The sequence below is a fragment of the Intrasporangium sp. genome (assembly GCF_040414665.1).
Classification (GTDB): domain Bacteria; phylum Actinomycetota; class Actinomycetes; order Actinomycetales; family Dermatophilaceae; genus Intrasporangium.
This window is the reverse complement of sequence record NZ_JBEDUL010000029.1, coordinates 1-26,141: the sequence shown is the minus strand read 5'-3', so window position 1 is coordinate 26,141 and position 26,141 is coordinate 1. Positions and strand designations below refer to the sequence as shown.

The 26,141-nt window shown below is 69.8% G+C and carries 29 protein-coding genes; 17 read left to right on the top strand and 12 right to left on the bottom strand.

Translation table 11 applies throughout. The features are described from left to right. Positions 1-5 precede the first annotated feature (5 nt). Positions 6-101, top strand: coding sequence for a zinc-binding dehydrogenase (locus tag ABF401_RS03545; protein WP_353508160.1), 96 nt, complete (start codon positions 6-8; stop codon positions 99-101). Between the two features lie 66 nt (positions 102-167). Beyond that, positions 168-929, top strand: a complete 762-nt coding sequence (locus ABF401_RS03540; RefSeq protein ID WP_353508159.1) for a DUF5995 family protein — start codon at positions 168-170, stop codon at positions 927-929. On the opposite strand, the gene ABF401_RS03535 is transcribed toward ABF401_RS03540, so the two are convergent. Next, positions 854-2,140, bottom strand: coding sequence for an MFS transporter (locus ABF401_RS03535; RefSeq protein ID WP_353508158.1), 1,287 nt, complete (start codon positions 2,138-2,140; stop codon positions 854-856). The two genes, ABF401_RS03540 and ABF401_RS03535, sit on opposite strands and share 76 nt — an antisense overlap. 140 nt (positions 2,141-2,280) lie before the next feature. On the opposite strand from ABF401_RS03535, the gene ABF401_RS03530 reads away from it, so the two are divergent. From ABF401_RS03530 to ABF401_RS03520, 3 genes are all read left to right on the top strand, one after another. Further along, complete coding sequence (locus tag ABF401_RS03530) at positions 2,281-2,790, top strand: MarR family winged helix-turn-helix transcriptional regulator (RefSeq protein ID WP_353508157.1); 510 nt, start codon at positions 2,281-2,283, stop codon at positions 2,788-2,790. Between the two features lie 65 nt (positions 2,791-2,855). After that, positions 2,856-3,368, top strand: coding sequence for a gamma carbonic anhydrase family protein (locus tag ABF401_RS03525; RefSeq protein WP_353508156.1), 513 nt, complete (start codon positions 2,856-2,858; stop codon positions 3,366-3,368). Between the two features lie 40 nt (positions 3,369-3,408). After that, complete coding sequence (locus ABF401_RS03520; protein WP_353508155.1) at positions 3,409-4,983, top strand: glutamate synthase-related protein; 1,575 nt, start codon at positions 3,409-3,411, stop codon at positions 4,981-4,983. A 35-nt stretch (positions 4,984-5,018) separates the two neighbouring features. On the opposite strand, the gene ABF401_RS03515 is transcribed toward ABF401_RS03520, so the two are convergent. Then, on the bottom strand, positions 5,019-5,840 hold the full coding sequence (locus ABF401_RS03515; RefSeq protein WP_353508154.1) for a helix-turn-helix domain-containing protein: 822 nt from the start codon (positions 5,838-5,840) through the stop codon (positions 5,019-5,021). Between the two features lie 52 nt (positions 5,841-5,892). Between ABF401_RS03515 and ABF401_RS03510 the strand changes: the two genes are divergently transcribed. From ABF401_RS03510 to ABF401_RS03500, 3 genes are all read left to right on the top strand, one after another. Continuing rightward, complete coding sequence (locus tag ABF401_RS03510) at positions 5,893-6,474, top strand: maleylpyruvate isomerase family mycothiol-dependent enzyme (RefSeq protein WP_353508153.1); 582 nt, start codon at positions 5,893-5,895, stop codon at positions 6,472-6,474. Positions 6,475-6,515: 41 nt separating this feature from the next. Further along, positions 6,516-7,163, top strand: a complete 648-nt coding sequence (locus ABF401_RS03505) for a 4a-hydroxytetrahydrobiopterin dehydratase (protein WP_353508152.1) — start codon at positions 6,516-6,518, stop codon at positions 7,161-7,163. 110 nt (positions 7,164-7,273) lie between these two features. After that, positions 7,274-8,428 (top strand): ankyrin repeat domain-containing protein, encoded by a 1,155-nt coding sequence (locus ABF401_RS03500; RefSeq protein WP_353508151.1) that lies wholly within the window; start codon positions 7,274-7,276, stop codon positions 8,426-8,428. On the opposite strand, the gene ABF401_RS03495 is transcribed toward ABF401_RS03500, so the two are convergent. The 4 genes from ABF401_RS03495 to ABF401_RS03480 form a co-directional block, all read right to left on the bottom strand. Beyond that, complete coding sequence (locus ABF401_RS03495; protein ID WP_353508150.1) at positions 8,425-8,658, bottom strand: hypothetical protein; 234 nt, start codon at positions 8,656-8,658, stop codon at positions 8,425-8,427. The two genes, ABF401_RS03500 and ABF401_RS03495, sit on opposite strands and share 4 nt — an antisense overlap. 148 nt (positions 8,659-8,806) lie before the next feature. Then, the gene (locus ABF401_RS03490; RefSeq protein ID WP_353508149.1) at positions 8,807-9,241 is read right to left on the bottom strand and encodes an Hsp20/alpha crystallin family protein; all 435 of its coding nucleotides are present in this window, start codon (positions 9,239-9,241) and stop codon (positions 8,807-8,809) included. Positions 9,242-9,393: 152 nt separating this feature from the next. Then, positions 9,394-10,923, bottom strand: a complete 1,530-nt coding sequence (locus ABF401_RS03485) for a PH domain-containing protein (protein ID WP_353508148.1) — start codon at positions 10,921-10,923, stop codon at positions 9,394-9,396. Further along, positions 10,920-11,405 carry a PH domain-containing protein gene (locus ABF401_RS03480; protein WP_353508147.1) on the bottom strand — a complete coding sequence of 162 codons (486 nt, stop codon included), beginning with the start codon at positions 11,403-11,405 and terminating at the stop codon, positions 10,920-10,922. The genes ABF401_RS03485 and ABF401_RS03480 overlap by 4 nt, the downstream gene beginning before the upstream one ends. 101 nt (positions 11,406-11,506) lie before the next feature. Between ABF401_RS03480 and ABF401_RS03475 the strand changes: the two genes are divergently transcribed. Continuing rightward, entirely contained in the window at positions 11,507-12,052 is a 546-nt protein-coding gene (locus ABF401_RS03475) for a dihydrofolate reductase family protein (protein WP_353508146.1), read from the top strand. A 31-nt stretch (positions 12,053-12,083) separates the two neighbouring features. Here ABF401_RS03475 and ABF401_RS03470 read toward each other — a convergent pair whose 3' ends face one another. After that, entirely contained in the window at positions 12,084-13,925 is a 1,842-nt protein-coding gene (locus tag ABF401_RS03470; RefSeq protein WP_353508145.1) for an ABC transporter ATP-binding protein, read from the bottom strand. 96 nt (positions 13,926-14,021) lie between these two features. Between ABF401_RS03470 and ABF401_RS03465 the strand changes: the two genes are divergently transcribed. Together ABF401_RS03465 and ABF401_RS03460 are read left to right on the top strand one after the other, a co-directional pair. Further along, a complete protein-coding gene (locus tag ABF401_RS03465; RefSeq protein WP_353508144.1) occupies positions 14,022-14,495 on the top strand; it encodes a MarR family winged helix-turn-helix transcriptional regulator in 474 nt (157 codons plus the stop codon). Then, positions 14,492-15,526, top strand: coding sequence for an LLM class flavin-dependent oxidoreductase (locus ABF401_RS03460; RefSeq protein ID WP_353508143.1), 1,035 nt, complete (start codon positions 14,492-14,494; stop codon positions 15,524-15,526). Before ABF401_RS03465 ends, ABF401_RS03460 begins: the two co-directional genes overlap by 4 nt. A 160-nt stretch (positions 15,527-15,686) precedes the next feature. Here the strand turns inward: ABF401_RS03460 and ABF401_RS03455 are convergent, their stop codons facing one another. Then, positions 15,687-16,358, bottom strand: a complete 672-nt coding sequence (locus ABF401_RS03455; RefSeq protein WP_353508142.1) for a response regulator — start codon at positions 16,356-16,358, stop codon at positions 15,687-15,689. Continuing rightward, positions 16,351-18,444: a sensor histidine kinase gene (locus ABF401_RS03450; RefSeq protein WP_353508141.1), complete on the bottom strand. Its 2,094-nt coding sequence runs from the start codon at positions 18,442-18,444 to the stop codon at positions 16,351-16,353. The genes ABF401_RS03455 and ABF401_RS03450 overlap by 8 nt, the downstream gene beginning before the upstream one ends. A 173-nt stretch (positions 18,445-18,617) precedes the next feature. Here ABF401_RS03450 and ABF401_RS03445 point away from each other — a divergent pair, with 173 nt between their 5' ends. From ABF401_RS03445 to ABF401_RS03435, 3 genes are read left to right on the top strand one after another with little or no spacing between them, the layout of a single operon-like run. Next, positions 18,618-19,088 carry a hypothetical protein gene (locus tag ABF401_RS03445; RefSeq protein ID WP_353508140.1) on the top strand — a complete coding sequence of 157 codons (471 nt, stop codon included), beginning with the start codon at positions 18,618-18,620 and terminating at the stop codon, positions 19,086-19,088. Next, positions 19,075-20,595 (top strand): multicopper oxidase family protein, encoded by a 1,521-nt coding sequence (locus ABF401_RS03440; protein ID WP_353508139.1) that lies wholly within the window; start codon positions 19,075-19,077, stop codon positions 20,593-20,595. The genes ABF401_RS03445 and ABF401_RS03440 overlap by 14 nt, the downstream gene beginning before the upstream one ends. 11 nt (positions 20,596-20,606) lie before the next feature. After that, positions 20,607-21,287 (top strand): hypothetical protein, encoded by a 681-nt coding sequence (locus ABF401_RS03435; protein ID WP_353508138.1) that lies wholly within the window; start codon positions 20,607-20,609, stop codon positions 21,285-21,287. Here ABF401_RS03435 and ABF401_RS03430 read toward each other — a convergent pair. After that, on the bottom strand, positions 21,236-22,222 hold the full coding sequence (locus tag ABF401_RS03430) for an ArsR/SmtB family transcription factor (RefSeq protein ID WP_353508137.1): 987 nt from the start codon (positions 22,220-22,222) through the stop codon (positions 21,236-21,238). The two genes, ABF401_RS03435 and ABF401_RS03430, sit on opposite strands and share 52 nt — an antisense overlap. Before the next feature lie 72 nt (positions 22,223-22,294). On the opposite strand from ABF401_RS03430, the gene ABF401_RS03425 reads away from it, so the two are divergent. Continuing rightward, positions 22,295-23,554 (top strand): MFS transporter, encoded by a 1,260-nt coding sequence (locus ABF401_RS03425; RefSeq protein WP_353508136.1) that lies wholly within the window; start codon positions 22,295-22,297, stop codon positions 23,552-23,554. 143 nt (positions 23,555-23,697) lie between these two features. On the opposite strand, the gene ABF401_RS03420 is transcribed toward ABF401_RS03425, so the two are convergent. Further along, on the bottom strand, positions 23,698-24,186 hold the full coding sequence (locus ABF401_RS03420; RefSeq protein ID WP_353508135.1) for an SAM-dependent methyltransferase: 489 nt from the start codon (positions 24,184-24,186) through the stop codon (positions 23,698-23,700). Positions 24,187-24,436: 250 nt separating this feature from the next. Next, positions 24,437-24,874: a hypothetical protein gene (locus ABF401_RS03415; RefSeq protein ID WP_353508134.1), complete on the bottom strand. Its 438-nt coding sequence runs from the start codon at positions 24,872-24,874 to the stop codon at positions 24,437-24,439. 274 nt (positions 24,875-25,148) lie between these two features. Between ABF401_RS03415 and ABF401_RS03410 the strand changes: the two genes are divergently transcribed. Continuing rightward, entirely contained in the window at positions 25,149-25,499 is a 351-nt protein-coding gene (locus ABF401_RS03410; RefSeq protein WP_353508133.1) for a VOC family protein, read from the top strand. A 158-nt stretch (positions 25,500-25,657) separates the two neighbouring features. After that, a partial coding sequence (locus ABF401_RS03405; protein WP_502908188.1) for a Rossmann-fold NAD(P)-binding domain-containing protein occupies positions 25,658-26,141 on the top strand: 484 nt, incomplete at its 3' end.

The window sequence follows — 26,141 nt, the reverse complement described above, 5'->3', positions numbered from 1 at the left end:
GAGTCGTGCCGCTCGAGGACGCCGCCACGGCGCATCGGCTGATGGAGACGGGTCACGTCCGCGGGAAGGTCGTCATCGCGGTGGCCAGCCGATCCCACTGAGCCGCCGGGCCGCCCGATCGGCCGGTTCGCCCACGGCGGGACGGCGTGCGGGGCTACCGTCCGAGCATGGGCTGGCTCTCGGGAATCGTCGACGGCGTTCGGGGCTGGTGGTCGAAAAGGCGGTCCGGGGGCGGGCCGGACACGCTCGGCCCGGACGTCGCCGCGGTCGGGGAGCTCATCGCCCAGCTCCGCGCCATCGACGGGGACCTGCCACCAGAGGACGGCGTCCGTGCCTTCAACCACATGTACCTCCGGGTCACGGAGCTGGTCCATGAGCGAATCACCGACGCGTACTTCACCAACCCGGCGCTCCTTGCCCGGCTCGACATCCGCTTCGCGAGTCTCTACCTCGAGGCGCTCCGCGCGCCGGTGCCCGACGCAGCCTGGGCTCCGGTCTTCGAGCTGCGCCACACGCCGGGTCGGCTGCCCATCCAGTACGCGCTCGCCGGGATGAACGCCCACATCAACAACGACCTGCCGCTGGCGGTGATCGCGGCGTGCCGGGAGCTCCGGTTGACTCCGGAGAGTCCTGGCGTCCTCGCCGACTACCTTCGGGTCAACGAGCTGCTGGCCGGCGTCCAGGAGGAGGTGCGTCAGTCATTTCTCGAGGGCCTGGCCCTGGAGGTCGACCGCAACACCGCCCCCGTTGCCAACCTCGTCGGCGCATGGAGCATCAACCGGGCCAGGGACGCGGCGTGGACGAACGCCAACGTCCTCTGGCGGCTGGACCGGCTCGAACCGCTCCGGACGGACTATGCCGCGACGCTCTCCCGTTCGGTGGGCCTGGCGGGCAGGCTGCTGCTGACGCCCGTCGACGAGCTCACCTGAGCACGAGACTGCTTGACCGCGAGGACCTTGCGCAGCCGCCACGCGGCGTAGACGGCGAGCAGGCTGACGCCCAGGTGCAGCCCGAGGAAGCCATTGGCCAGGCCAGCCCCGAGCAGGGCGCCGGCCACGAGGGGCCCGAGCGCCGAGAACGTCGTCTGGAGCGCCGCGAAGGTGCCGAGCGTCTGGCCGACCATGCCCTTGGGGGCCAAGGAAGCCGTCAGCGGGTTGAGCACGGGCGAGTACATCGTCTCGCCGACCGCGAACACGCCGAACGTCGTGACGAACAGTGCCGCAGCGATCTCTGGCCGGAACTGCGCTGCGGACAGGATGAGCCAGGCGAGCACCCAGATCGAGCCGACCGCCATGAGGAGCGTCGGTGCGCTCCGGCGAGCGGTGGCCCGGACGACGACGACCTGGAGCAGCACGATGATGATCGAGTTCACCGCGGCAGCCGTGCCGATGGCCTTGGAGTCGACGTCGAGCACGGTGATCGCGTACGCCGGCAGGCCTGCCTCGAACTGGGCGTAGAAGCCGAGCGCGAGGGTCACCGTGATGACGGCGGTCCACCGCAGGGCTGGGCTGGCGAAGATCGTCCGCAGCGCATCCATCGGTCGGCCGGGGTTCGCGCCGCTGGTGTCGAGCCCGCTCTCCGGATGGGTCGTCGCGCGGATGCCGGCACTGCCGATGATCGCCGACGAGGTGACGAAACCGAGTGCAGCCGTGAGGAATCCGAAATCGAGGCCGTCAGCGCGCGACAGGTCCACGAGGTATCCGGCCACATAGGCGCCGATCGCCATGCCGATCGCCTCGCCCGTGAACTTGTAGGCGAAGACCTTCCGGCGGTCACGTCCGGCAACCCACCGGAGGACGAGCACCTGCTTGGCCGGCATGGCGGCGGTCAGCCCCAGGCCGAAGACGAACATGCCGAGCAGGAACGAAGTCGGCGAGTCGGCGAGGACGAGCGCGCCCACACCGACTGCGGCGACCAGCTGCGCCACCACGGCGACGACGACCGGGTTGAACCGGTCGCTCAGGCGGCCCGCGAAGGGCGCGGCGATGAGGGCGCCCACCGAGAAGAGGGACGAGGCCGCTGCGGCAGCCAGCGATCCCCACGCCCGGGTGTCAGCGGCATATGCGTACTGGTAGGGCAGCACGGCACCCCAGCCGAGCATTCCGATCGAGGACGCGAGGATGAGCAGTTTTGCACGCATGACGAATTCACACCCTTTCTGATGCCGTGAGGGAGAGGAGGCCCGCCGGAAGGTCAACGCGGCTTCGATGCCAAATATTTCGACCTCTAAGTTCGGCTTCGAAAGGTTAGCAGTCGAACGAACCATGCGACAATCGGGTTATGGCAGCGCGGGCGAGGAGTGCACCGGAGCAGCACCGCAAGGCCGTCGCCGCCTACGTGGCGGCCGGCGGCGAGGAGTCGGTGCAGCGCGTCATCACCGGGATCTACGGCGTGACGAAAAAGCTCGACCAGTGGTACGTCCGGCAGCTCGCCGACCTGGACCTCACCCAGGGCGAGTGGGCCGTCCTCGCCGCCCTGGCGAAGGCCGGCGAGGCGAGGCTCACCCCCAGCCAGCTCGCAGACCTCACGAACGTCGCGCCGTCCTCGATGACCCATCGCCTGGACAAGATGTCCCAGCGGGGCCTGATCGAGCGGCGTCCCGACGAGAGCAACCGGACCCGGACCCTCATCTCGCTGACGAGTGAGGGCTGGGACCTGTTCAGCGACGCGATCCGGGAGTCCAACGTCGTCGAGAGCGACATCCTCCGTGGACTGTCCACAGAGGAGCGCGGCTCGCTCGCCGGCCTGCTGGAGCGGGTCATCGAGCAGCTCGACCGCATCGAGGCCTGAGGCGCCCGACCAGGCTGGTGGGAGGCGTGCGACGAGGAGCCGGCTCAGCGGCATACCCTCTCGGCATGTTGATCCCACTCGGTGAACACGCCCCGAACGTCCACGCCTCCGCCTGGGTCGCCCCGAGCGCCGACCTCGTCGGCGACGTCGAGCTCCGAGCCGACTCGAGCGTCTGGTACACCGCGGTCCTGCGCGCGGAGCTCGCGCCGATCGTCCTCGGCGAGCGAAGCAACCTGCAGGACGGCGTCGTCGTCCACACCGACGTCGGCAAACCTGCCACAGTCGGCGCCGGTGTCTCGGTCGGCCACCGCGCGGTGCTGCACGGCTGCACGATCGAGGACGACTGCCTCATCGGGATGGGTGCGATCGTGCTCAACGAGGCGCACATCGGAGCGGGGTCCCTCATCGCGGCGGGCGCCGTGATCCAGGAGGGCGCCGTCATCCCGCCGCGTTCCCTCGTCGCCGGCGTGCCGGGCAAGGTGCGGCGGGAGCTGAGCGAGGCCGACCTCCAGCGGATTCGCGCCAACGCCGAGGGGTACGTGGGCCTCAAGGACATCCACCGGACGGCCCCCCGCTGACGCGCCTCGCTGCGGGTCGCCGCAGGGAAGGACCGCAGTCATGAAGCCGTCACTGTCGAAGGCCGCGCTCTCCCTACTCGGGCTCGGCGGCGTCGCGGCCTACGACCTGATCCAGAAGAAGCACGCCCTCCTGCGCAACTTCCCGATCATTGGGCACGGGCGCTACCTCATCGAGAAGATCGGGCCCGAGCTGCGGCAGTACGTCGTCGCGGGCAACGACGAGGAGCGGCCGTTCAGCCGCGACCAACGCTCCTGGATCTACCGGTCCGCCAAGCTGGAGAACAACTACCAGGGCTTCGGCACCGACAACGATGTCGAGAACAACGAGGGCTACCCCGTCATCAAACAGCGCACCTTCGCCTCGGTGGCGCCGCCGAGCGGGGCCCACGCCGGGCATGAGGTGTGGCTGCCGAGCGCCAAGGTCATGGGGGCGGCCCGCGGCCGCCGGCACGCCTTCCGGCCGGACTCGATCATCAACATCTCGGCGATGAGCTACGGCTCGCTGTCGGGGCCGGCGATCCGGGCGCTCAACGAGGGGGCCAAGCTGGCCGGGGCGCTGCACAACACGGGCGAGGGCGGGCTCTCTGACCACCACCGACGTGGCGGCGACCTCATCTTTCAGATCGGCACGGCCTACTTCGGCTGTCGCGACGAGCAGGGCCGCTTCGACCTCGGGCGGCTCGTCGACCTCGTCCAGTCCGCGCCGGTCAAGGCCATCGAGGTGAAGCTGAGCCAGGGCGCCAAGCCGGGTCTCGGCGGGCTCCTCCCCGGACCGAAGATCACGCCGGAGATCTCACGCATCCGCGGGATCCCGATGGACGTCGACTGTGTGAGCCCCTCCCGTCACGCCGAGTTCAGCGACGTCGACTCGATGCTCGACTGGGTCGAGAAGATCGCCGACGCAACCGGCCTGCCGGTCGGCATCAAGTCCGCGGTCGGGCACCGAGACTTCTGGGAGGAGCTGGCCGCCCAGATGAGCGGGGGCTCGCGGGGCGTCGACTTCATCACCATCGACGGGGGCGAAGGCGGCACTGGCGCAGCACCGATGGTCTTCAGCGACACGGTGTCACTGCCGTTCCGGGCCGCGTTCAGCCGGGTCTACCCGTTCTTCGCTGAGGCCGGCCTCTCCGAACGGATCACCTTCATTGGTGGGGGCAAGCTCGGGCTGCCGGACAACGCTGTCATCGCGTTCGCGCTCGGGGCCGACCTGGTCAACGTGGCCCGCGAGGCCATGCTCGCGATCGGCTGCGTCCAGGCGCAGAAGTGCCACACCGACACCTGTCCGACCGGGGTGGCGACGCAGAACCCGTGGCTGGTCCGGGGCCTCGACCCGACGCTCAAGTCGGTCCGCCTCGCGAACTACGTCAAGTCATGGCGCAAGGACATGCTGCGGATCACCGAGGCCGCCGGCGTCCTGCATCCCGGCCTGCTCAGCATGGAGGACGTCGAGATGATGTTCGGCCAGATGGACGTGCGACCGATGGCTGAGGTCTTCGGCTACCAACCGGGCTGGGGCGTGCCCTCTGCGGCGGACCAGGAAGAACTGGACCGGATCCTGGCCGGCACTGTCCCCCACGGGGGCTCGGCGCCAGCATCCGAACATGCCGAGGGTTGAGCGGTTGGCCGCGGATGAGGGGTTGAGCGCGGTGCTCAGCGGAAGCGTGCCGCGAACCGCCCCGGGGTGATGCCCGTCGCGGCGCGGAAGTCCCGGGTGAAGTGCGCCTGGTCGGCATAGCCCAGCTCGGTCGCGATGCCGGACAGATCGGCGTCGGCATCGCGGAGCCGGTCCGCGGCCTCCTGCAGACGGCGACGCCGGATGAGCCACTTCGGGGTGATGCCGACGCGCTTGTGCAGGACGCGCTGGAGGGTCCGCTCGGCGACGTCGAACCGCTCGCACAGGTCGTCCACGCGCAGCAGCTCCGGGGTCGATTCGACGGCCTCGACGACGGCGTTGACGAAGGCGCCCTCCTCGTCGATCGGCAGGTGGGTGGCGAGGTGCTCCTCGACGAGGCCTCGGGCCTGCGCCCGCCTGTCCTCGTCGTGTGGGTGGCCATGCATGGCCTCTCGGATCCGATCACCCAGTCGTATGCCGCTGAGCCCGGTGACGCTCTCGACGTCGACGAAGCGGTTGGTCAGGTCGCGGACCGGGTGCCCCGTGAGCAGGTGCCCCGCCGCGGGTTGCAGCATGAGGCCGACCGCCCAGCCGCGGCCGACCAGCGTCGTCGATGACAGGCCGGAGACCACGCCGTAGCAGCGGGCGTACTCCTCGGACACGACGAGGAGGCAGACCGGGTACTGCAGGACGCGCTGTGGTGACTCCCGCCCGGCGGGAACGTCCCAGACGGGGATCCAGAACCGGCGCGCGATCGGCTCGAGGCCGGGTGAGACGGGATAGCGGTCGATGGTGAAGTGCAGGTCGGCCGGGTCGAGCAGATGCGCGGGCTCGGTGTCCGGATCGGGTCTGCCGGGCATGTGTCGGAAAGTATCAAGACCCGCCGACACCGGGTTCCATACCGTCGAGCCCATGACCACCACATCGAAGACCAGGACAACGACGAACGCCGTCCTGGACCGCTATTCCGTGCTCGCCGACCGGTTCGGCTCCGTCGTCGCCGCCCTGCCCGGCCACGCCTGGAACGCGCCCTCCGCGTGCGAGGACTGGACCGGCCGAGACGTGCTGGCCCACGTCGTCGGGACGCAGCGTGATTTCCTGCGCTCACGGGGCATCGAGCTCGATGGGGACCCGGCGCTGGCCGACGACCCGGTCGCCGGGTGGCACGCCCACGAGGAGGAGCTGCGGCGGCTGCTCGCTGACGACTCGGTGACCGCCCTGGAGTACGACGGCGTCTTCGGCCGGACCACGGTCGGCGCCACCATCGTCAGCTTCTACGGATTCGACCTGCTCGTGCACCGGTGGGATCTGGCCCAGGCCGCGGACCTGGACGAGAGGTTCACCGAGGACGAGCTCGACCTCATCGAGACGGCGCTGCCGACGTTCGGTGAGCACCTCTACGACGACGGGGTCTGCAAACCGGCCCTCCCGGTCGCGGAGGGTGCCGACCGGCAGGCGAGGGTGCTGGCGCGTCTCGGGCGCTCACGCGCGTGAGGGCCGCTCCCTGGGAGTGAGGCGTCCGACATACTGGGTCGATGGATGGCCTCTCCGTTGAGCAGATCCTCGATGCCGGTCTGGCCGACTGGCGGAAGCTGGCGCAAGCGCTGCACGCGCGCTTCCTGACCGGTGACTTCGCTGCCGGGATCCGGTTCGTCGCCGCTGTCTCCGAGGCGGCGGAGGCGGCGAACCACCACCCCGACGTGACGCTCACCTATCCCCACGTCGACCTCACGCTTATCAGCCACGACGCGGGCGCCCTGACCCAGCGCGACGTCGACCTGGCCCGCCGCATCAGCGCGATCGCCGCGGATCAGGGCGTCGCGGCGGACCCGCACGCCGTCGCGGAGGTCGAGCTCGCCCTCGACACAGCGGACCTCGCGGCGGTCGGCCCGTTCTGGGCTGCACTGCTCACGGGCAGCACTGACGCGTTCCACGGCTCCGACGTCGTCGATCCGACGGGGCGGGTGCCGCTGCTCTGGTTCCAGGACACCGACCACCACCGGACGCCGCGGCAGCGATTCCACATCGACCTGTGGCTGCCGCACGACATCGCTCAAGAGCGGATCGCCGCCGCGGTTGCGGCCGGCGGCACCGTGGTCGACAACGACAACGCGCCGTCGTTTGTCGTCCTCGCCGACCCCGAGGGCAACCGCACGTGCGTCTGCACCAGCCTCGACCGCTGACCGTCACCCTGGTGCTGGGTATGGCGGCGACCGGGCTCGGCGCGTGCGAGTCAGGCCCGTCCTCGTCGGAGCCCGCCCCAACCCCGTCGAGTGTGCAGTACCCGCCGCCCGTGTCAGGGCCCGCGACCAAGCCCTCGTCGACTGTGCAGAAGCCGTCCGCCGCGGAACAGGCTCGGCTCGACCAACAGCTCCGTGACGCGGCGTGGAAGAACGACGTGAAGGCGGCCCGGACCCTCATCGACCGGGGAGCCGACGTCAACGCCAAGGACTCGACAATGCAGTCGGCCTATCTCATCGCGACGAGCGAGGGCTACCTGGATCTCCTCCGGCTGACGCTGGCGCATGGCGCCGAGGTCAACGACAAGGACAGCTGGAACGGCACTGGTCTGATCCGCGCGGCCGAGCGCGGGCACCACCTCGTCGTCGGCGAGCTGGTGCAGGCGGGGGTCGACAAGAACCATGTCAATCGCATTGGCTACCAAGCACTTCACGAAGCCGTCTGGCTGGGACGGAACTCAGCGGCATACGTGGATACCGTTCGGGTGCTGGTTGGGGGAGGGGTCGAGCTCACTCGGCCCTCGGCGACGGAGCGGCTGACGCCACTCCAGATGGCGCGGTCACGCGGCTACGACCGACTGGAAGCGGTGCTCGTGAAGGCCACGGAGGCAAAGGACGTCGCCGATCCGGAGGCCGAGCTGCTGCGGGCAGCGGATGCCGGGGATGCCGACCGGGTCGCGCTCGCCCTCCGCGCCGGCGCCGACATCGAGGCGCACGATGCTGCCAAGCGAACGGCCCTGCTGCTCGCGGCGACGCATGACCGCGTCGAGGTAGCCCGGCTGCTCGTCGCCCTGGGCGCGTCGCCCGACGCGCTCGACGACCGCCACGACACTCCATGGCTCGTCACCGGTGTCACCGGCAGCGTGGCGATGCTCGAGGCGCTGCTCCCGGCGAACCCGGACCTGACGATCCGCAACCGGTTCGGTGGGGTGTCCGTCATCCCCGCCAGCGAGAGAGGTCACGTCGACTACGTACGGCGCGTCGTCCGGACCGGGATCGACGTCAACCACGTCAACGACCTGGGCTGGACCGCCCTGCTCGAGGCGGTGGTCCTCGGAGACGGGGGAAAGCGGCACCAGGAGATCGTCCGCATCCTCCTCGACGCCGGGGCGGACCCGGCGATCCGAGACAAGAACGGCGTGACGCCGCTGGAGCACGCGCGCTCCCGAGGGTTCGACGCGATCGTGCGGATCCTGCAGGCGCGCTAGCGAGCGCCGGTCCTGTCGCGGGGTGGCGACTCCGCACGCACCTCTTGATTCCTTGAAGTGGTCGGGAACGGCAGGACGACGAGTCCGACCCCGACGAAGCTCGCGAGTTGAGGCCACCAGCCCTGGCCCCAGAAGATGCCCGAGAGCACCACGAGCACCAGTCCCGGAATGGCGAACCGGAGGTAGCTGGGAGTTCGCACGACATCCCGGATGTGAGCTCGACCAGCCATCTGGTGCTCCTTCGTCGACCGGAGCTCAGCCTATCGGGCGGCGCGGGCCCGACGGACTACCACGAGCCCGGTCGTTGCTCGACTGTCACGCTTGGCCGACGCCGTCGCGGGGTTTCGTGGTAGTCCATCGGCTCGCCCTCGGCAGAGGTCAGCTCGTCTCGGCCTTGCCCTGGATCGCCGTCGTGTCGTCGCCGTGCGACACCGAGATCTTGCGGGGCTTGGCCTCCTCGGCGACCGGGATCGTCAGCGTGAGGACGCCGTTGTGGTACTTCGCCTCGATGTGGTCGAGGGCCAGTCCGCCACCGAGCGAGAGCTGGCGAGCGAACGTGCCGGTCGGACGCTCATGCGAGAGCCAGCGAACATCGTCGAGGTTCTCCCGAACGCGCTCCGCGCGAACGGTGAGCGTCCGGTCCTCGACATCGATGTCGATCGTCCCCGGGTCGACGCCCGGCAGGTCGATCTCGGCGATGAAGGTCTCGCCGCGCTTGTACAGGTCCATCGGCATGGGGCCGGGTCCCCCGGTGCGGAAGCCCTCTCCGAAGAGCCGGTCCATCTCCCGGAACGGGTCGAAGGTCGTTGCCATGTATCAGTCACTCCTCAATCGAACTCGAACAGCCGCGCGGCGGGAGCCGCGCAGACGCACCTTTATTGAGTGGTAACGACTCAACTTTGCGGCATGTTCCCGCGCCTCGTCAAGTGCGGGCCCCGGGGTGCGCGGGGGTGCGGCAGCTGCCGTCAGGTGAACTGGGCCACCAGCTCCGGGCTGAGCTCCTGGACGAGCTCGTAGGCTCGGTCGGCAGTGAGGTCGATGAGGTCGTAGTGCTGCTGGCCCGCTGCCGTCGTGGCGACGAGGGTGACCACTCCAGCCCGGCGCTGGAAGAAGGACTGCCGGACCTTCCACCCGATAACGCCGTGGCGCGTGAGGACGACGCGGGTCCGGTCGAGTGATCCGCTGCGGGCGACGAGATGCGCAGGCGTCACCGTGTGACCCAGGCCGGCATAGCGATCCGCCCCCAGGAACCAGCCGGCCACCGCGAGCGGCAGGAGGGCCCACAGCAGCCACCGGGGCCAGTCCCACACCGGCAGGCCTGTGCCGAGAACGAGGGCGACGACGACGGGTAGCACCATGGCCCGCGTCAGTCGCCTGCGACGTGCGGCCGGACCATGCGGTACCAGCGGCCCAGCAACCGCCTCCGCGTCTCCGGTGATCGCCGTCGCGACGGGAAGGACCAGCGCACCGGGGGCCGGCGGGGACAGCCAGTCGGAGCCTCCTCCCCTCTCGCCCTGGAGCCCGGTGCTCACCGCCTTGAGGCGCCTGCCGCCGGCGAGGCGCAGTCCGAGCGGTTCACCCAGCTCGATGCCCCGCACTCGAGTGTGGTCGATGCCGACCTCGCGGCTCGTCAGCAGGCCACGGCGAGTGTGCAGGCTGGCCGACCGGCTCCGGGTGAGTCGGAACCCCCAGAAGGACAGGACATACGCACCAACGGCCAGAACGGAGACGAGGACGAGAACGCCGATGACGTCGACCCACCACGCCAGCCCGCGCACCCAGTCGGCGCCCGTCTTCAGGACGGCTCCCTCGTCGGAGAACCGCCCGAGACCTTGGCTGGCGAAGCCGAGGATCGCCGCCGCAGAGGCGATGCCGGTCATCGTGAACGGGGCGAACCGGATCCAGGACGGGTCGAATCGCAGCAGCTCCTCGTCGCCTCCGGCGGGCTCCGGCGCTGGACCGGGCGGCTCGAGCTCCGCCGGCTGACCCGTCGGGGCGGGCAGGTCGGCGAGGGCGGGGTCGACTCGGTGCAGCAGCTCGGCGCGCAGGCGGCGCCCCTCCTCGACGCCGAGCGAGTCGAGCACGAGCCGGTCGCCGGCGGCGGAGCCCGTCGACACCTCGACCCGGGCCAGGCCGAGGACGCGGTGGTGCACCTCCGCGGTCAGGTCGACCGAGCGGACCTTGTCGAGCCGGGCCGTCGTCGTCTGCTTGTTGAGCAGGCCGCGCCGCAGCTCGATCTGGTCCGCGCTGATCCGGTACCGGGTGGTGAACCAGCGCAGGAGTCCGAACGCGACGATGACGGGCAGCGCGATGAGCCCCCACCGGTCAGAGTCCTCCGAGTTGAGCTGGACGACGAAGATCGCGAGCAGGGCGGGGAGCGCCCGCACGAAGGTCTGGATCGGATGGATCAGGAGCATGCGCTTGTCGAGCCGCCGCCACTCGGCCTCCTCCTCCGTGCCAGCCGCTCCCGGCCCGTCCGCCAGCGGCTCGGTCACGTGGCATCGCCCTTTTCGAGGACGGCTGCGGTCGTCAGCGTCTCGACGAGCTGCCGGGCGACCTCGAGGTCGAGCCCGTCGATCTCGAGCGGTCCGGCGGCCGACGCCGTCGTCACCGTCACGCTCGCCAGACGGAAGAGCTGGGCGATGGGCCCACGCTTGAGGTCGACGGTCTGCACCCGCGAGAGCGGCGCGATCCGGCGCTCCTGGTTGAGCCAGCCGGTCTGCGTGTAGATCGCGTGAGGGGTCGCCTCCCAGCGGTGCACGCGGTAGCGCCAGCGGGGCATCGCGAGCACGTAGGCGACCGCGAGAACGAGCCAGGCCGCCGCCACGACGTAGTGCGTCGTCCGTTCAGGTGCGTCGTCGATGAACCACCAGAACACCTGCGCCACACCGACGACGAGCGACACGATGACGCCCTGCACAGTCCACATGCGGATCGCTCTGGGCGACACGAGGTTGGCGGGCTCACGTAGTTGCACGGCCCCACCGTTTCACACGCGGGATATCTGGTTGACGCGGCATTCGCATCTGGCGAGGGTTGGGGGCCAACGGACCGAAACCACGGAGGAACAGGGCAAGCATGGGCACCATTGCAGTTCACGAGTTCATCGCACTCGACGGGGTCTACCAGGACCCGAGCTGGACGTTCGAGTACGGCTTCGACCCGAGGATGGGCGAGACCCTGGCCGAGATCACCGGCTCGGCGAAGGCGATCCTCCTCGGGCGCAGGACCTACGAGATGTTCGCTCCCGCCTGGTCGTCCCGCACGGCCGAGGACGACCCGGGCGCCCCCTTCTTCAACGACACCCACAAGTACGTGGTCGGTGCGACCGAGCCCAACGTCGACTGGGGGCCCTCGACCCGTCTCGGCGCCTACGACCCGGAGGCGATCCGCCGGCTCAAGGACGAGACCGATGGCGTCATCTACGTCTCCGGGAGCGGAACCCTGGTCCGCGGGCTCCTCGCCGACGGGCTGGTCGACGACCTGCACCTGTTCGTCTACCCGGTCGCGCGCGGCACCGGCGAGCACCTGTTCCGGGACGGCGTGGACCCGACGAAGCTGCGGCTCAAGGCGACTGACGTCTACGACAACGGCGTCGTCCACCTCGACTACGGGCCGGCCTGACCGCTTGCCGGGTCGAGCCACCGCCCGCTCGTCAGGCGGCGGCTGGCTCGACCTCCGGACTCGCGGTCTCGGCCCGTGACTCCGTGAGCCGGGAGTAGCGGCCGCCCAGCGCCAGCAGCGAGTCGTGGTCGCCGAGCTCGACGACCCGGCCGCGGTCGAGGACGGCGATCTGCTCCGCGCCCCGGATCGTCGACAGGCGGTGGGCGACGGTGATCGTCGTCCGGCCGGCCATGAGCCGGTCGAGTGCCGTCTGGAGCTCCCGCTCGGTCTCGTTGTCGAGGGCGCTGGTCGCCTCGTCCAGGACGAGCACGCGCGGGTTGCGCAGGAGCGTCCTGGCGATGGCGAGACGCTGCTTCTCGCCGCCGCTGAACCGGTGGCCGCGTGCTCCGACGACCGTGTCGAGTCCAGTCGGCAGTCTCGCGACCAGGGCCGCGACCTGGGCCGCCTCGAGTGCTCGCCACAGTTCGTCGTCGGTCGCCTCGGGCGACGCGAGCAGGAGGTTCTCCCGGATGGAGGCGTGGACGAGGTAGGTCTCCTGGGTGACAGCGCCGACGGTGCGGGCCAGGTCCTCGGGAACGAGATCGCGCAGGTCCACCCCGTCGATGGTGACCCGACCCCGCGTCGGGTCGGCCAGTCGAGACACGAGGCCGGCCAGGGTCGACTTGCCCGAGCCGGTCTCTCCCACGAGAGCAAGCGTCGTGCCCGCGGGCACGTCGAGCGTGACGTCGTCAGCGGCATACGTCTGCCCGTCGTAGGTGTGGCTCACGTGCTCGAAGCGCACGTCACCACGCAAGGACGCGAGGTCGATGGCAACAGGGTTCGCGGGCGGCGCCACGTCGACCGACAGGTCGAGGTAGCCGAAGATCCGGCTGAAGAGGGCCATCGACGTGATCCACGAGGCGCCGACGTCGAGCAGGCCCATGAGCGGCCGGAAGATACCGGCCTGCAGTCCGGTGAAGGCGATGAGCGTGCCGATCGTCATGCCCCCCGACGTGGCCGGGAAGCCGGCGGCGAGGTAGATGAGGGCCGGGATCGCCGCGAAGATGATCTGCATCGTCGCCATCCGGTAGCGCCCGGCGAGCTGCGAACGCAGCTCGAGGTCGACGAGGTCGGTCGATGTCTCGGTGAAGCGATCGGCCGCCCGCTCGGACGCGCCGAGTGTCTTGATGAGCGTCGCGCCGCTGACGGTGAGGCCCTCCTCGACCTGGCTGTGGAGGTCGGCGAGGCGACGCTGGCGCTGGGTCGTGATGTCGCGGCGGAGCAGCGCCACCCGACGGGTCGTCCAGATGGCCGGCGGGATGACGATGAGCGAGAGCAGGGAGAGGCGCGGGCTGAGGGCCACCATCGCGACGGCCGTGGCGATCGCGGTCGTCACGTTGCTCGCGATCGAGGTCGCGGTGGAGGTGATGACCGACTGCATGCCGGAGATGTCGTGGGTCAGGCGGGACTGCACCTCCCCGCTGCGCGTGCGAGTGAAGAACGCGATCGACTGGCGCTGCAGGTGGCGGAAGACGTCGGTGCGCAGTCCGTGCATGACGCGCTGGCCGACAGAGGTCGTCATCCACGTCTGGACGACCCCGAGCAGCTGCGTCACGACGGTGACCGCGAGCATGCCAGCGACGGCCCACAGCAGCAGGCTCACGTCCTGGTGGGGCAGGGCGTCGTCGATGACGGCACGCAGGAGGAAGGGCTGGGCCATCGAGATGACCGAGATCGCGACGATGATGAGCGTCACGACGGTGATGGGCGCCCGGTGTGGGCGGAACAGCGCGGCCACCCGTCGCAACGACACCGGGGACTCGGCGAGCTGCGCCTTGTCCTGCGGGTCGACGCGCTCCGGTGGACGGCTGCCCCTGGGATGAAAGTCATTCATGTGGTTACCTCCGTATGTTCATCTGGTGAGGTTACCTCATTAAGCGACTGCCTCCAAGTTTTCCGTATGCCGCTGAGCTTGGCTACGCTCGCGGTCATGACCTCCCAGCGTGGCGGAGACGACGAGCAGTCGCTCGACGAGCTGCTCATGGGCGCGGCCCGAGCCCTCCGCCGGCGCTGGTCCGCCGGCCTCGGTGACGTCGCCGGACTCGAGCTATCGCCGCACGAGGCGAGGGCGCTGCGCACCATCGGTCACCACGGACCGACCCGGCTCGGCGTCGTCGCGGAGCACCTGCGCATCGCCCCGCGGTCGGCCACCGATGTCGTCGACCGGCTCGAGGCCCACGGGCTCGTGGAGCGGGCTCCGGACCCCTCCGACCGCCGGGCCATGACGGTCTCGCTCACCGACCTGGGGACCGACGTGCTCGCGCGGACCGACGCGCTCCGCAAGGAGGGGGCCGCGGAGTTCTTCGGGGCACTCACGCCAGCCCAGCGGCATACCCTCGCGTCGTTGTTGGCCAGGCTCGACGCGGAGCCCGGCCGACGCGGCAAACCTAGGATGGGGCCATGAACGTCGAACTCGGGCTCGACACCTTCGGCGACGTCGCGAACGGGCCGGAGGGGCAGCCGCTGCACCCCGCCGTCGTCATCCGGGAGGTGCTGGCCGAGGGCGAGCTCGCGGACCGGCTGGGTCTCGACTTCTTCGGGGTCGGCGAGCACCACCGACGGGACTACGCCATCTCCGCGCCGGACACGGTCCTCGCGGCGCTCGCGGCCCGGACCGAGCGGATCCGGCTCGGCACCTCCGTGACCGTCCTGTCCTCCGACGACCCGATCCGCGTCTTCCAGCGGTTCTCGACGGTGGACGCGATCTCGCGCGGTCGAGCCGAGATCACCGTCGGCCGCGGCTCGTTCATCGAGTCGTTTCCCCTCTTCGGGCTCGACCTGGGCGACTACGAGACCCTCTTCGACGAGAAGCTGAGCCTCCTCGCGGCCGTCGTTGCTGAGCAACCGGTGAAGTGGGAGGGCACCATCCGGCCACCGGTCGACGTCGAGTTCGTCCAGCCACCAACGGAATCCGGTCACCTGCCCGTCTGGGTCGGCGTGGGCGGCACCCCGCAGTCGGTCGTCCGGGCCGCGCACTATGGCTTCCCCGTCGTCATCGCCATCATCGGTGGCTCGGCACGGCAGTTCGCCCCGCTCGCAGATCTCTACCGCCGCGCACTCGCCGAGCTGGGGAAGGAGTCCCGGCCGGTCGGGGTCCATTCGCCCGGGTATGTCGCCGCCACGGACGAGCAGGCCCAGGAGGAGTTCCTGCCGCACTCGGTGGCCTACATGAACCGGCTCGGGCGGGAGCGTCGCTGGGCTCCGATGACGATCGAGCAGGCCAGGCAGCAGCTCGGGCCGGACGGCGCGATCTACTGCGGTTCGCCGGAGACGGTGGCGCAGAAGGTCGCCGACACGATGCGTGTGCTCGGTGCGACCCGCTTCCAGCTGAAGTACTCCGTCGGCACGCTCGCCCATGACAAGCGCATGGAGAGCATCCGTCTCTACGCGACGCAGGTGGCTCCGCGGGTCCGCGAGCTGCTCGCCGACGACTGACCGCGGGCGAGCCCGCCTTTTTGTCGAGTGTGCAGTTCGCGCCGGGCGATTGATTCGAGGTATTCGGATCGAGGTATGGGCTCGCTCTCGAGAGCGAGCCCATACCTCCAATCGGGGAGAGCCCGGCGCGAACCGCACACTCGAGAGAGGGAGTGAGTACTCAGCCGGGCGCGCTCTGGAGGAACGTCAGGACCGCCGCCACGCGCCGATGGACACCCGTATCCGGCAGGGACAGCTTGGTGAAGATCGAGTTGACGTGCTTCTCAACCGTGGAGGAAGACAGGTAGAGAGCCTCCTCGATCCCGCTGTTGGTCTTGCCGAGGGCCATCTCGCGCAGGACGTCGAGCTCGCGGGGGGAGAGGGCGGCGATGGGGCTCGTGGTGCCTCGGCTGCGCCTGCGCACGAGGGTGTCGACGATCTCTGGATCGATGACCGAGCCGCCGCCCCGGACCTCCGTCAGGGCGTGGACGAGGTCCTCGAGGTCCCCGATGCGGTCCTTGAGGAGGTAGCCCAGGCCCGACGAGCCGTTCTCGAAGAGCGCCAGCGCATAGCTCTCGTCGGTGTGCTGGGACAGGACGACGACGCCGATGCCGGGATGGGTGGCACGGATGGCGTGAGCGGCCTCGATGCCCTCCATCTGGTGCGTGGGGGGCATCCGGATGTCGGTGAGGACGGCGTCGGGAGAGAGGCGCCGCACGGCGTCGAGCAGTTCCGTCGCCGTGCCGACGCAGGCCAGCACCGTGATCTGGCCGGAGTCCTCGAGGAGTCGTCGCAGGCCCTCGCGGACGAGGTAGTTGTCCTCGGCGATGACGATCCGCAGCGGTTCAGACACGGGCGGATTCCCGTGGCTGCTCGACGGGCAGGTCAATCGGCAGGTCGACGGTGAGCCGGGTGCCGTGCTCCGGAGTGCTCGTGACGCTCACACGCCCCCCGACGACACCCACCCGGTCACGGATGTTGGCCAGGCCGCCGGGCGAGCCGTTGCGGGACGTGAGGTCGAATCCCGTTCCGTCGTCGGAGACCACGACCCGCAGGCTGTTGGGCGTGGTCGACACGGCGACGCTGGCGCAGGTGGCTCCTGAATGCTTGGCGACGTTGGCCAGCGCCTCTCGCACGGTGTAGAAGGCGATTGCCTCGATGTCCGCGCCCCATCGCCGATGCCGCACGTCGTCACTCGCGGCAATGGTGAGCGGGATCGGATACCGCGCCGTCCGAGACTCGATCGCCGGGATGAGCCCGTTGTCCGTGAGCACCTGGGGGTGGATGCCCTGGGCGAGCTCGCGAAGGTCGCTCAGCGTCTCTCGCGCCTGGTCCTGCAGCTCCGCGAGCTCCGTCTGGCTGAGCTCGCCCCGGCCGAGGCGGTTGCGGGCAAGCCGGAGTCCCGCAATCAAGGCGACGACGCTCTGCTGGATGCCGTCGTGAAGGTTTCGCTCGATCCGGCGTCGCTCCTCGTCCTGCGCGGTGATGAGCCGGGTGCGGGACGCGGTCAGCTCCCTGAGCTGGTCGGCGAGCTCGGCCGTGAGCCTGACGTTCGCGACCGCGGTGGTCGCCTGGCGCGCCACCGTCTCGAGCAGGCTCAGCTCGGCCAGGCCGTACGCACCGCTGCGGGCTGGGCCCAGGTCGATGCGGCCGATGACCAGGTCTCCGCGTGTCAGGTCGAGCCCGATGGCGGGCTCACCTGATACCGTCCCGGCGACGGCGTCCGGAGTGTCGACGGTGCGGCCGTCGGGTGCGGCGAGACGGATGCGCACCCAGCTGGCACCGAGCCCGTCACGGACTCCCCCTGCGAGCCGGCTCAGCACCTCGTCGAGGTCGACCGCCTGCTCGAGCCGGGTTCCGAGGTCGCCGAGGAGCCGGTGTTGCTCGTCGTGGTCGCCGAAGACGGTGCGGCGGATCCAGCGCGAGAGCCAGCCACGAACCGGCAGCAGGAGCACGGCGATGCAGGCCGTGAGCAGGACGGCGGTTGCGCTGGGTAGTACCCGAGAGAGCAGCACGCCGGGGGCGGCGACCGCCCAGGCATAGATGATCGTGATGAGGGTGGTCGAGGACTGCATGACCACGCGTCCGCGGTCTGCGAGGGCGATGTCGTAGGCGCCGTAACGCAGGATCCCGTGGATGCCCGCGACGGGCAACGCGACCATGCACGTGGCAACGAGGACGGTCACCGCGGTGCCGAATGGCGTTCCGTCGATGCCCATGATGGCCGACGTCTCCCACAGCATGTACATGACGAGGGTGCAGGTGACGGCGATGACCATGACTCGCATCTGGCTGCGCCGGGCGGCACCGCTGAAGAGGCCGCGCCAGTAGAAGACGGTCAGTGCGAGGAGGGGGATCACCCACCACTCGAGCAGCACGTTCTCGACGAAGGGCTGGAGGGGCTCGAGCGCGGGAACCACGTAGGGATTGGGGATGGGCGGGACGTCCAGTCCGATGTACTGGGGAAGCACGACGTGGTCGTAGGTCAGCAGAGTGGCCGGTCCGACGAGGACTCCCAGCCACACGAGCCGCAACACGACGCGTTGCCATCGACGTTCGAGGATGCCGTCCGGGAATGACGCGATCATGAGGAGGAAACCAGTGGCTGCCAGTCCGTCGGCGGTCAAGCCGATCTGGTTGAACAGCGCAAACGTTGGTGACTCCAGCACGTCGGGGTTTGTCCAGACGAAGGTCTCGTAGGCGGACCCGACAGCCGACCCGGTGGCACCCAGAGCAACGTAGATGGCGAGCCGCGACGACGTGGCGGTGAGCAGCCACAGGCCGAAGGCGTAGAGCGGCAGCACGCCGAAGAGCAACCAGCCCAAGCCTTCACCCGGGCGGGACCCCGGACTCGTGATCACGCGGACGAGCACCACATAGCCGATCGACCCGGTGCCGACCACACCGAGCACCACGAGCCACGCGCGTCGTGCGAGCACACCTCATGATCCGCCATCGGAGTGCCTTCGCGGGAGTGGGTCTCCCCCATGGTCACCCCCGGGGGTGACCTCCATCTGGACCGGGGAGGGCCGCGTTCCGGGCCCCGAGCGTTCCCGGGACCGTGGAGGAACTGGCACCCGGGGTGGGTGGCAGCACACAAGGGAGGAACATCATGCGCAGGACCTACAGCGTGCTCGCGTGGATCGTCGCGGGCGGAGTGTTCGTCCAGGCGGCCGCGATCGCCTTCGGCTTCGGCGGCATGGCTGGCTACGTCCAGGAGGGGGGCGTCGTCGACAAGGCGCTCGTCGAGAGCCGCACCACCGGCAACTTCACCGGGGAGGTCGGCTTCGCGATCCACGGGATCGTCGGCGGGATGGTGATCCCGTTCGCCGCCCTCGCGCTCGTCGTCGTGTCGTTCCTCATCAAGGTGCCCGGCGCTCGGAAGTGGGCAGCCGTCGTCCTGGGGCTCGTCATCGTGCAGGCGATGGCCGGCTACTCCATCACGGACATGCCCTACCTCGGCCTGCTCCACGGTGCCAACGCGCTGGCGATCCTGCTGAGCTCGGTGTACGCGGCGCGGCTGCCGGCGCGGGCCTCGGCCCGGCCGACCGACTCCACCGTCCCGGCCAGTGCCTCGGTCTGATGCTGCGCGAATCCCCCGAGCCGCTGGGCTGAGCCGCCGCCTCCTCGCCGGACTGGGGATCGCCGCGGCGCTGGCCCTCGCGGTCGTGGCGTGGTCCTCGAGCCGGCTCGGCGAATACTCGGTCCTGACCATGGGGGTGGACGCAGCACACGTGGGCCACGGTGCGCGCGGCGCCGGCGTCAGTGTCACCGCGCTCACCGCTGACCCGTCCGCGCCGGCCGACGTCCGCTACACGCTCGTCGCGCGGAGCGGGTCGATCCAGCTCCCGGGAGGCCGCACCGTCGAGGGGTACACCCTCAACGGGAGCTCACCCGGCCCTACCGTCCACGCTCGACAGGGGGACCTCGTCGAGGTGACGCTCGTCAACGAGTCGGTGGCCGGCGGGACGACGCTCCACTGGCACGGCATGGACGTCCCCAACGCGGCCGACGGAGTGGCCGGCGTCACCCAGGACGCGGTGCCGGTGGGCGGGCGGTACGTGTACCGGTTCCGGGCCGACGACGCCGGGACGTACTGGTACCACGCGCACCAGCTCTCGCACGAGCAGGTCGAACGGGGACTGCTGGGCGCCGTCGTCATCGAGCCGGCGTCCTCACCGACGCGGGTGGCCACCGCGTCGCCCCCTGCCAAGGACGCGATCGCGCTCCTGCACGTCTACGAGGGCCAGCACACCCTGAACGGGCGGGTCGAGGACGAGCACGTCGTGGCCGAGCCGGGAGAACGCGTCCGGATCCGAGTGATCAACACGGACCAGGGGACCGCGGCTGTCTGGGCGTCTCAGGAGTTCCGCGTCGTCGCCGTCGATGGTCGTGAGGTCAACGAGCCGACCGAGGTCATCGGCCGCCGCGTCCTCGTGCCCGCTGGTGGCCGCGTCGACGTCGAGGTCGTCGCGCCTGGGGCTGGGTCTGGAGCTGAGGCTGCGGCTGGGGCGGCTCGCGTGCACGTCGGCGGCGCGCGGAGCGTCGTGGTGGGACCCGCGGGAGCGGAGCCCCCGAAGGTGCGCCAACCCCAGCAGGACCTCGACCTGCTCAGCTATGGCTCGCCGCTTCCTCTCGGCTTCGACTCTGGGCGCCCGGATCGCACGTACGACTACGTCATCGGTCGTCGGCCGGGCCTGATCGACGGCCGGCCGGGGATCTACTGGACGATCAACGGGCGGATGTTCCCCGACGTGCCGATGTTCCACGTCACGAAGGGCGACGTCGTTCGCATGCGCATCTCCAACGAGTCGGACGAGGTGCACCCGATGCACCTGCACGGCCATCACATCGTGGTGCTCTCGCGCAATGACATTGCAGCTCAAGGCAGCCCGTGGTGGGTCGACTCGCTCGACGTCCACCCCGGGGAGCGCTACGAGGTGGCCTTCGTCGCCGACAACCCGGGCATCTGGACCGATCACTGCCACACCCTCCCGCACGCCGTCGAGGGGCTCGTCGCCCACGTCATGTACGACGGCGTCACGACGCCGTTCACCATCAACGGCGTCGCGGGGAACCAACCCGAATGAGGTGACCACCCATGCCATCCATCGGTATGCCGCTGAGCTCGCTCCGCCCGTCCGCTCGCTCCCAGGCCTCCCGGGGTTGGGCCACCTCCAGCCAGCTCCGGTTGGCGGCGCTCGCCTTGGGCGCGACGGCAGTGACCGCCTTGGTCTGCCTGCTGGCCATGTACGCCGGGGTGCCGGCTGCTGGCATGGTCAACGACTGGCTCAACGGCGCGTTCGGCTGGCTGGCGTTGGGTCTGGCCATGCTCGTGTGGCGTGAGCAGTCCTCCGGCTGGCGTGGAGATCTCGGACTCCTGGCAGCGGCGCTGGGGGCCTTGCTCATGACGTGGGGCTCGTGGCTCGTCATCACCGACACCACCGGGTACGTGCTCGCGGGTCTCGTGTCGACCCTTGGCGTCGCGGCCATCGGGGCCTGGCTCCTGCTCGTCCAGAAGGCGCCTCGGCCCGGTGCGGGCAGGCTGGGACTCGCAGCCGGTGCCGTCATGGTGTCGGGAGTGCTGGCGCTGCCCGGAGTGCTCCAGGGCACCGACGACTACTCCGGCGCGCCCTGGCACGTCTATGTGGCCGGGGTTGCTTGGGTGGGTGCCTACGTGCTGCTGCCGGCCTGGTGCCGGGCCCTTCGGGCTGGACTCCTGCGCCTGGATCAGTCGGAGCCGACGGCTGCGAGCGCGTCGCCGACGGCGGTGCGTCGGTAGACGACGGACCGGCCGGCCCTGCTCCGCGTCACCAACCCGGACTCGCGCAGCACGCGCAGGTGGTCACCCACGGCGCCGAGAGTGTGCCCGGTGAGGGTGCACAGCTGGGTGGTTGACGCGGGTGTGTCGAGGCGGAGGAGCAGGTCGGCGCGGGTCTGCCCGAGGAGGCGAGCGAGCGCTGGCGGGGTGGTCGGCTGGGGGTCCCACAAGGCGGCGCTGCCTCGTGCGACGTACACGACGGCCGGCTGCCAGGGCGGCTCGGTGTAGGTGGCCAGCCCGCGGTGCAGGAACACCGACGGCACGAACATCAGCCCGCGACCGTCGAGGTGGACCTCCAGGTCCGAGCGGTTACTGATGACGACCGCGCCCTCTGTCCAGCGGACCTGCTGGTGCAGGTCCTCCAGGGCCGCGGCCCAGCCGGAGCGGACCAGCCGGTCGGCCCGGTAGAGCATGTCGCGGTCCAGGATCGCCAGCAGCTGTGGCCAGTCGGGCGCGATCAGCAGTCGCCAGAGCCGTTCCAGTGCGTCGGCCAGCCAGTCCAGCACGTCGTCTCGCTGCAGCACGCGGATGACGTCGTCGGGGACCACTCGGCCCCTCAGTGTGAGGGCTCGTCCGATCTGGTCGCGGGCCACCGGCAGTGGGGTGGCGCGAATCGCGGCGAAGTCGTCGGCCGGCGTGCGGGCCAGCCCGCCAGTCGGGGGAGGTGCGATGAAGTCGGGTCCCCACCCGTGCGGTCGCAGCGCCCGCAGCGCCCGCGCCTCCAGGGTGTCGCGGACCTGGTCATATCGGCGGGCCCAGCGGGAACTGGAGAAGGCCCGACCTGACGGTGTGCGACTCGGACTGTCGAGGCGGCGCAACAGATGCTCCAGCTCGGCCGCTGGCCCGAGCGCGAACCGGCTCGCGGCCAGGTCGTCCGGTCCGACGTGGAAGCGCACTGGTTGCCCCCTGAGCTTTCGTGGCTGGACGAAAGCCTAGCGGCTTCTCTCGGGCGGCCCCACTCTTGCAGCATGACCCCTGCGAAGACCGGCACCGCGACCTACGCGGAGCTGCTGCGAACGCGCGGCGTCGTGTCCGTGCTCTCCCTCGCGCTCACCCTGATCGTCGGGACCTCGCTGCAGATCTTCGCCCTGTCGGTCTACGTCTTCGCAGAAACCGGGTCGGCCCTGTGGTCGAGCATCGCCTTCGCCGCCGGTTTCCTGCCGCAGCTGCTCGGCGGGACGTTGCTCACCTCATTGGCGGATCGGTTCCCGGCACGGACCCTGTTGGTCTCGGGTGCCGTCGTCCGGGCGATCTCGGCGTTCCTGATCGCTTTCGGGGGTCTGTCGCCCCTCGCGGCGATCGGCGTGGTAGCCGTGGTCGCGGTGTGGCAGCCGGTCCCTCTGGCCGCACAATCTGCCTTGCTCACCCGGCTGCTGACCGGAGACCGGTACGTGCTGGGGCGGTCGGTGATGAGCCTGATCAGCTCCGGCGCGCAGCTGCTCGGTCTGGCCCTCGGTGGGGCGGCGGTGCAGTGGCTGGGGACATCGGCTGCCTTCGCAGCCGCAGGCGCCTTGCAGATCGTGGGGCTGCTGACGGTCCTCGCGATCCCGGCCACCCCTGTGGTCTTCACGGCGGCCCGCCGCTGGCACCTGCAGGAGACGTGGCGCGGCAACCTCGAGCTCCTCAGAGCCCACCATGTCCGGCGCCTGCTGCTGTCGTGGTGGCTCGCGCCAACCCTGCTCGTGGGCGCGGAAGCGCTCGTCGTGGCCTACATGGGAGAGCGCGACGGCTCGGCCGGCCCCACCGGCCTGCTGCTGGCCGCCTTCCCCGCAGGCGCCGCCGTCGGCAACCTGGTCGTCGGACGACTCTTCCCCGCACCGCTGCAGGAACGGGCCACCCCGTGGCTCTTCGCCCTCGTCGGGTTGCCACTGCTGCCTCTGGCGCTGCATCCGCCGCTCGTCGCCACCTGGGTCTGCTTTGCCCTGTCCAGCGCAGGGATGGCCTACCAGCTCGGTGGCCAGCGGGCCTTCCTGGCAGCGGTGCCGGAGGACAGGCGGGGGCTTGCCTTTGGGCTGTATGGCACCGGCCTCATGGGCGGACAAGGCATCGGCCCGGTCTTGGCTGGTGTCACCGCGGACCTCCTCGGCGCGGGGACAACGATGACCGTTCTCGGGATCGCGATTCTCGCCGCCGCCGCTCGGTACGGGCCGCTGCCACGGACCCCGATCGTCAGCGCGGAGGCGACTGACCAGGTCAAGGCGCCGTACCGTGATGCCGGAAGCCCTTGAGTTCCAAACAGGTAGGAGCAGCTCGCTGGTCGAAACAGCGGGGGCGAGGCAGAATGTGAGGGAGGGGGTTCGTGATGATCCCGACGCCTTCGCCGCCCCGCCTCCAGCGGGGTCCACAACTGACCCGACCTTCGTCCCGGGAACTACTGCCCTGGTCGGTAGTAGTACCGCATCAGCTCCGTTGACCACTCGGGCTGTGAGACCGGGTCAACGGGTTCGAACTCGCGCATGTACGGCTTGATATCGAGGACCGGAGTGCCGTCAAGCGCGTCGAGGTCAGCGACGTCCAGGTCCAACCCGTGGATCCCCATCAGGCGGCAGCGAGAGACGCCGAGCCGATTGGGCCGGAAGGGACCGTGTCCGGCGAACACACCCACCGGCGGGAACGTCGGGTTGCCACGTGCTGGGCGAGGATCGGTCCGAATCTTCGAAGGGCCAACGCGATCGAAAAGGAAGACGACCTCCAGGTGGGAGAACGCGTCGAGACCGTGGACGGCGCCGGGGTCGAACCGGGACTCGTCCAAACGGATGGTCGCGGTGACTCCGTACCAGTTGTCTTCGACCCACTCATCTCGGCCGCCGAGTACGGTGCCGATCGGCTGGAGGGTGAACTGTGATGTCTCCGGGCGCATGGCTGGAGTCTCGCATGGCGAACCGGCTTGCGCTGCAGACGCTTCCCTCCAGCCGAGCGAACGCCTTGGGCCTCCAACCTTCGGCTCGGACCACGTCAGCTCGTCCGCGCGGCGGTTACTGCTTCGTCAGTCTGTGGCGCACAGCAGCCGAAGTACTGCCTGGCCGCGTCGTGCATCGGCTGCAGGCATGAGCAGCCATGCGGGATGCTCATCGACGAGTTCGCGTTCGAGAGTGAGGAGCCGGGACCGGTCACTGCCGGCCAATCCGTCGCGTTCCGCGACCGGGTCCTCGACGCAGGCAAGGAGGACGGCGGCGTCTTGAAGGTGCCGGGTCGCGATCGCGGTTGTCGGCTTTATATGCGGCCGCTTTGAGGATGAGGGCGCCGAACGGGCGGGGTACGGAGATGATGATGTGCTCGCCCTTCGCAATCGCGAGACGGTAGTTCGCGGTCCGCTTCAGTGCCTGGGTTCCGCCCTCGATCTTGACCATGTCTCGGCTGCGCATCTTCTCTTCAACCCTGGGCGCCGGGTGGTCGGCGACGACGACGTCGATGTGCGACGTGCCGCGAGTGAACCGGTGCCCGACGTTGTTGCGTCGGTCGATGTTGTCTTTGATCTTGTACGCGAACTTCTCCAAGACTTCTGCTGTCGCGTCCGTGATGCCGCGGCTGGTCTCGATGTGCAACACGATGTCGACGTCGTTGGTCGGCCGAACGACCGCCGTGTGTCGACGCGTAATGGTTTCACGGACATGCCGATGGTCGGACGTGAGGCGAGCTGCACGCACTTATCCAGCTGCGGCTGGATGAGTGCGGCGTTCATGGCACCGGGGTGCGCACTATCCCAGCCGCGGTTGGATTGGTGCGGACGACCTCGAGCTTCGGTGGCGCTGGGTCGGAGACCACGTGGGCCACGTGCCCGGATCCGCCGCGATCTGGTCGTAGGTGCGTAGGGTGCGGATCATGGACATCCCCAGGCTGACGCATGTGCGAGTGAACGTCCGCCACCTCGCCGCCTCTGTCGACTGGTACGAGCGACTCCTGGGAGTGAAGGCTCACGGTCACTGGCCGCCGCAGGACGCGACGTACGTCCATTTCGACGTCGGATCCGCACAGTTCGCTCTCGGCGAGTACGAACCCGCGCCGGCCACGGGAGCCAGGTTCAACTTCGAAGTGGACGACGTCGATGCTTGGTGGCGAGAGCTGGATGAGGATGTCGACGTCCTCGAACCATTGATGACCACGCCTTACGGCACTCGCAAATTCACCATCCGTGACCCCGACGGCAACGAGCTGGGCTTCGTCCAGGCCTAGGTAGACGTCTGGATCTGCCGCGAGTCGGCGTACGTGTTTGACCCACATGATGACGTGGATCGGATGGGTGTTCCGGACGGCGCGCTGATCTGGGGTCGACCGCGATGAGGATCGGCGTCGCACGTTCTCGGTGGGGCGACGGTGACATGCTGGCGGGCATGCAGCCTGTCCAGGTGTGGATCCGGTCCGAGTCCCGCGGCACCGAGCGGCGTGCGCCTCTCGTGCCCGCTGACGTGGCGGTGTTGCTGGATGCCGGGTTCGAGGTGACGGTCGAGGAGTCGCCGCAGCGCATCTTCGCCGTCGAGGAGTACGCCGCGGCGGGCGCGTCGGTCGTGGCCGAGGGCGCCTGGGCCGACGCCCCGCAGGACGCCTACGTGCTGGGCATCAAGGAGCTGCCGGACGAGCCGGCGTCGCTGCGCCACCAGCACATCTACTTCGCGCATGCGTTCAAGGGCCAGCAGGACGCGCGGGCCACCCTGGAGCGGTTCCACCGCGGCGGGGGTCGGCTGCTCGACCTCGAGTACCTGACCGACCAGGACGGTCGGCGGGTGGTCGCCTTCGGCTACTGGGCCGGCTACGTGGGCGCCGCGCTCGGGGTGCTGCACCTGGCCGGCACGCTGGCCGCGCCGCTGGTGCCGATGG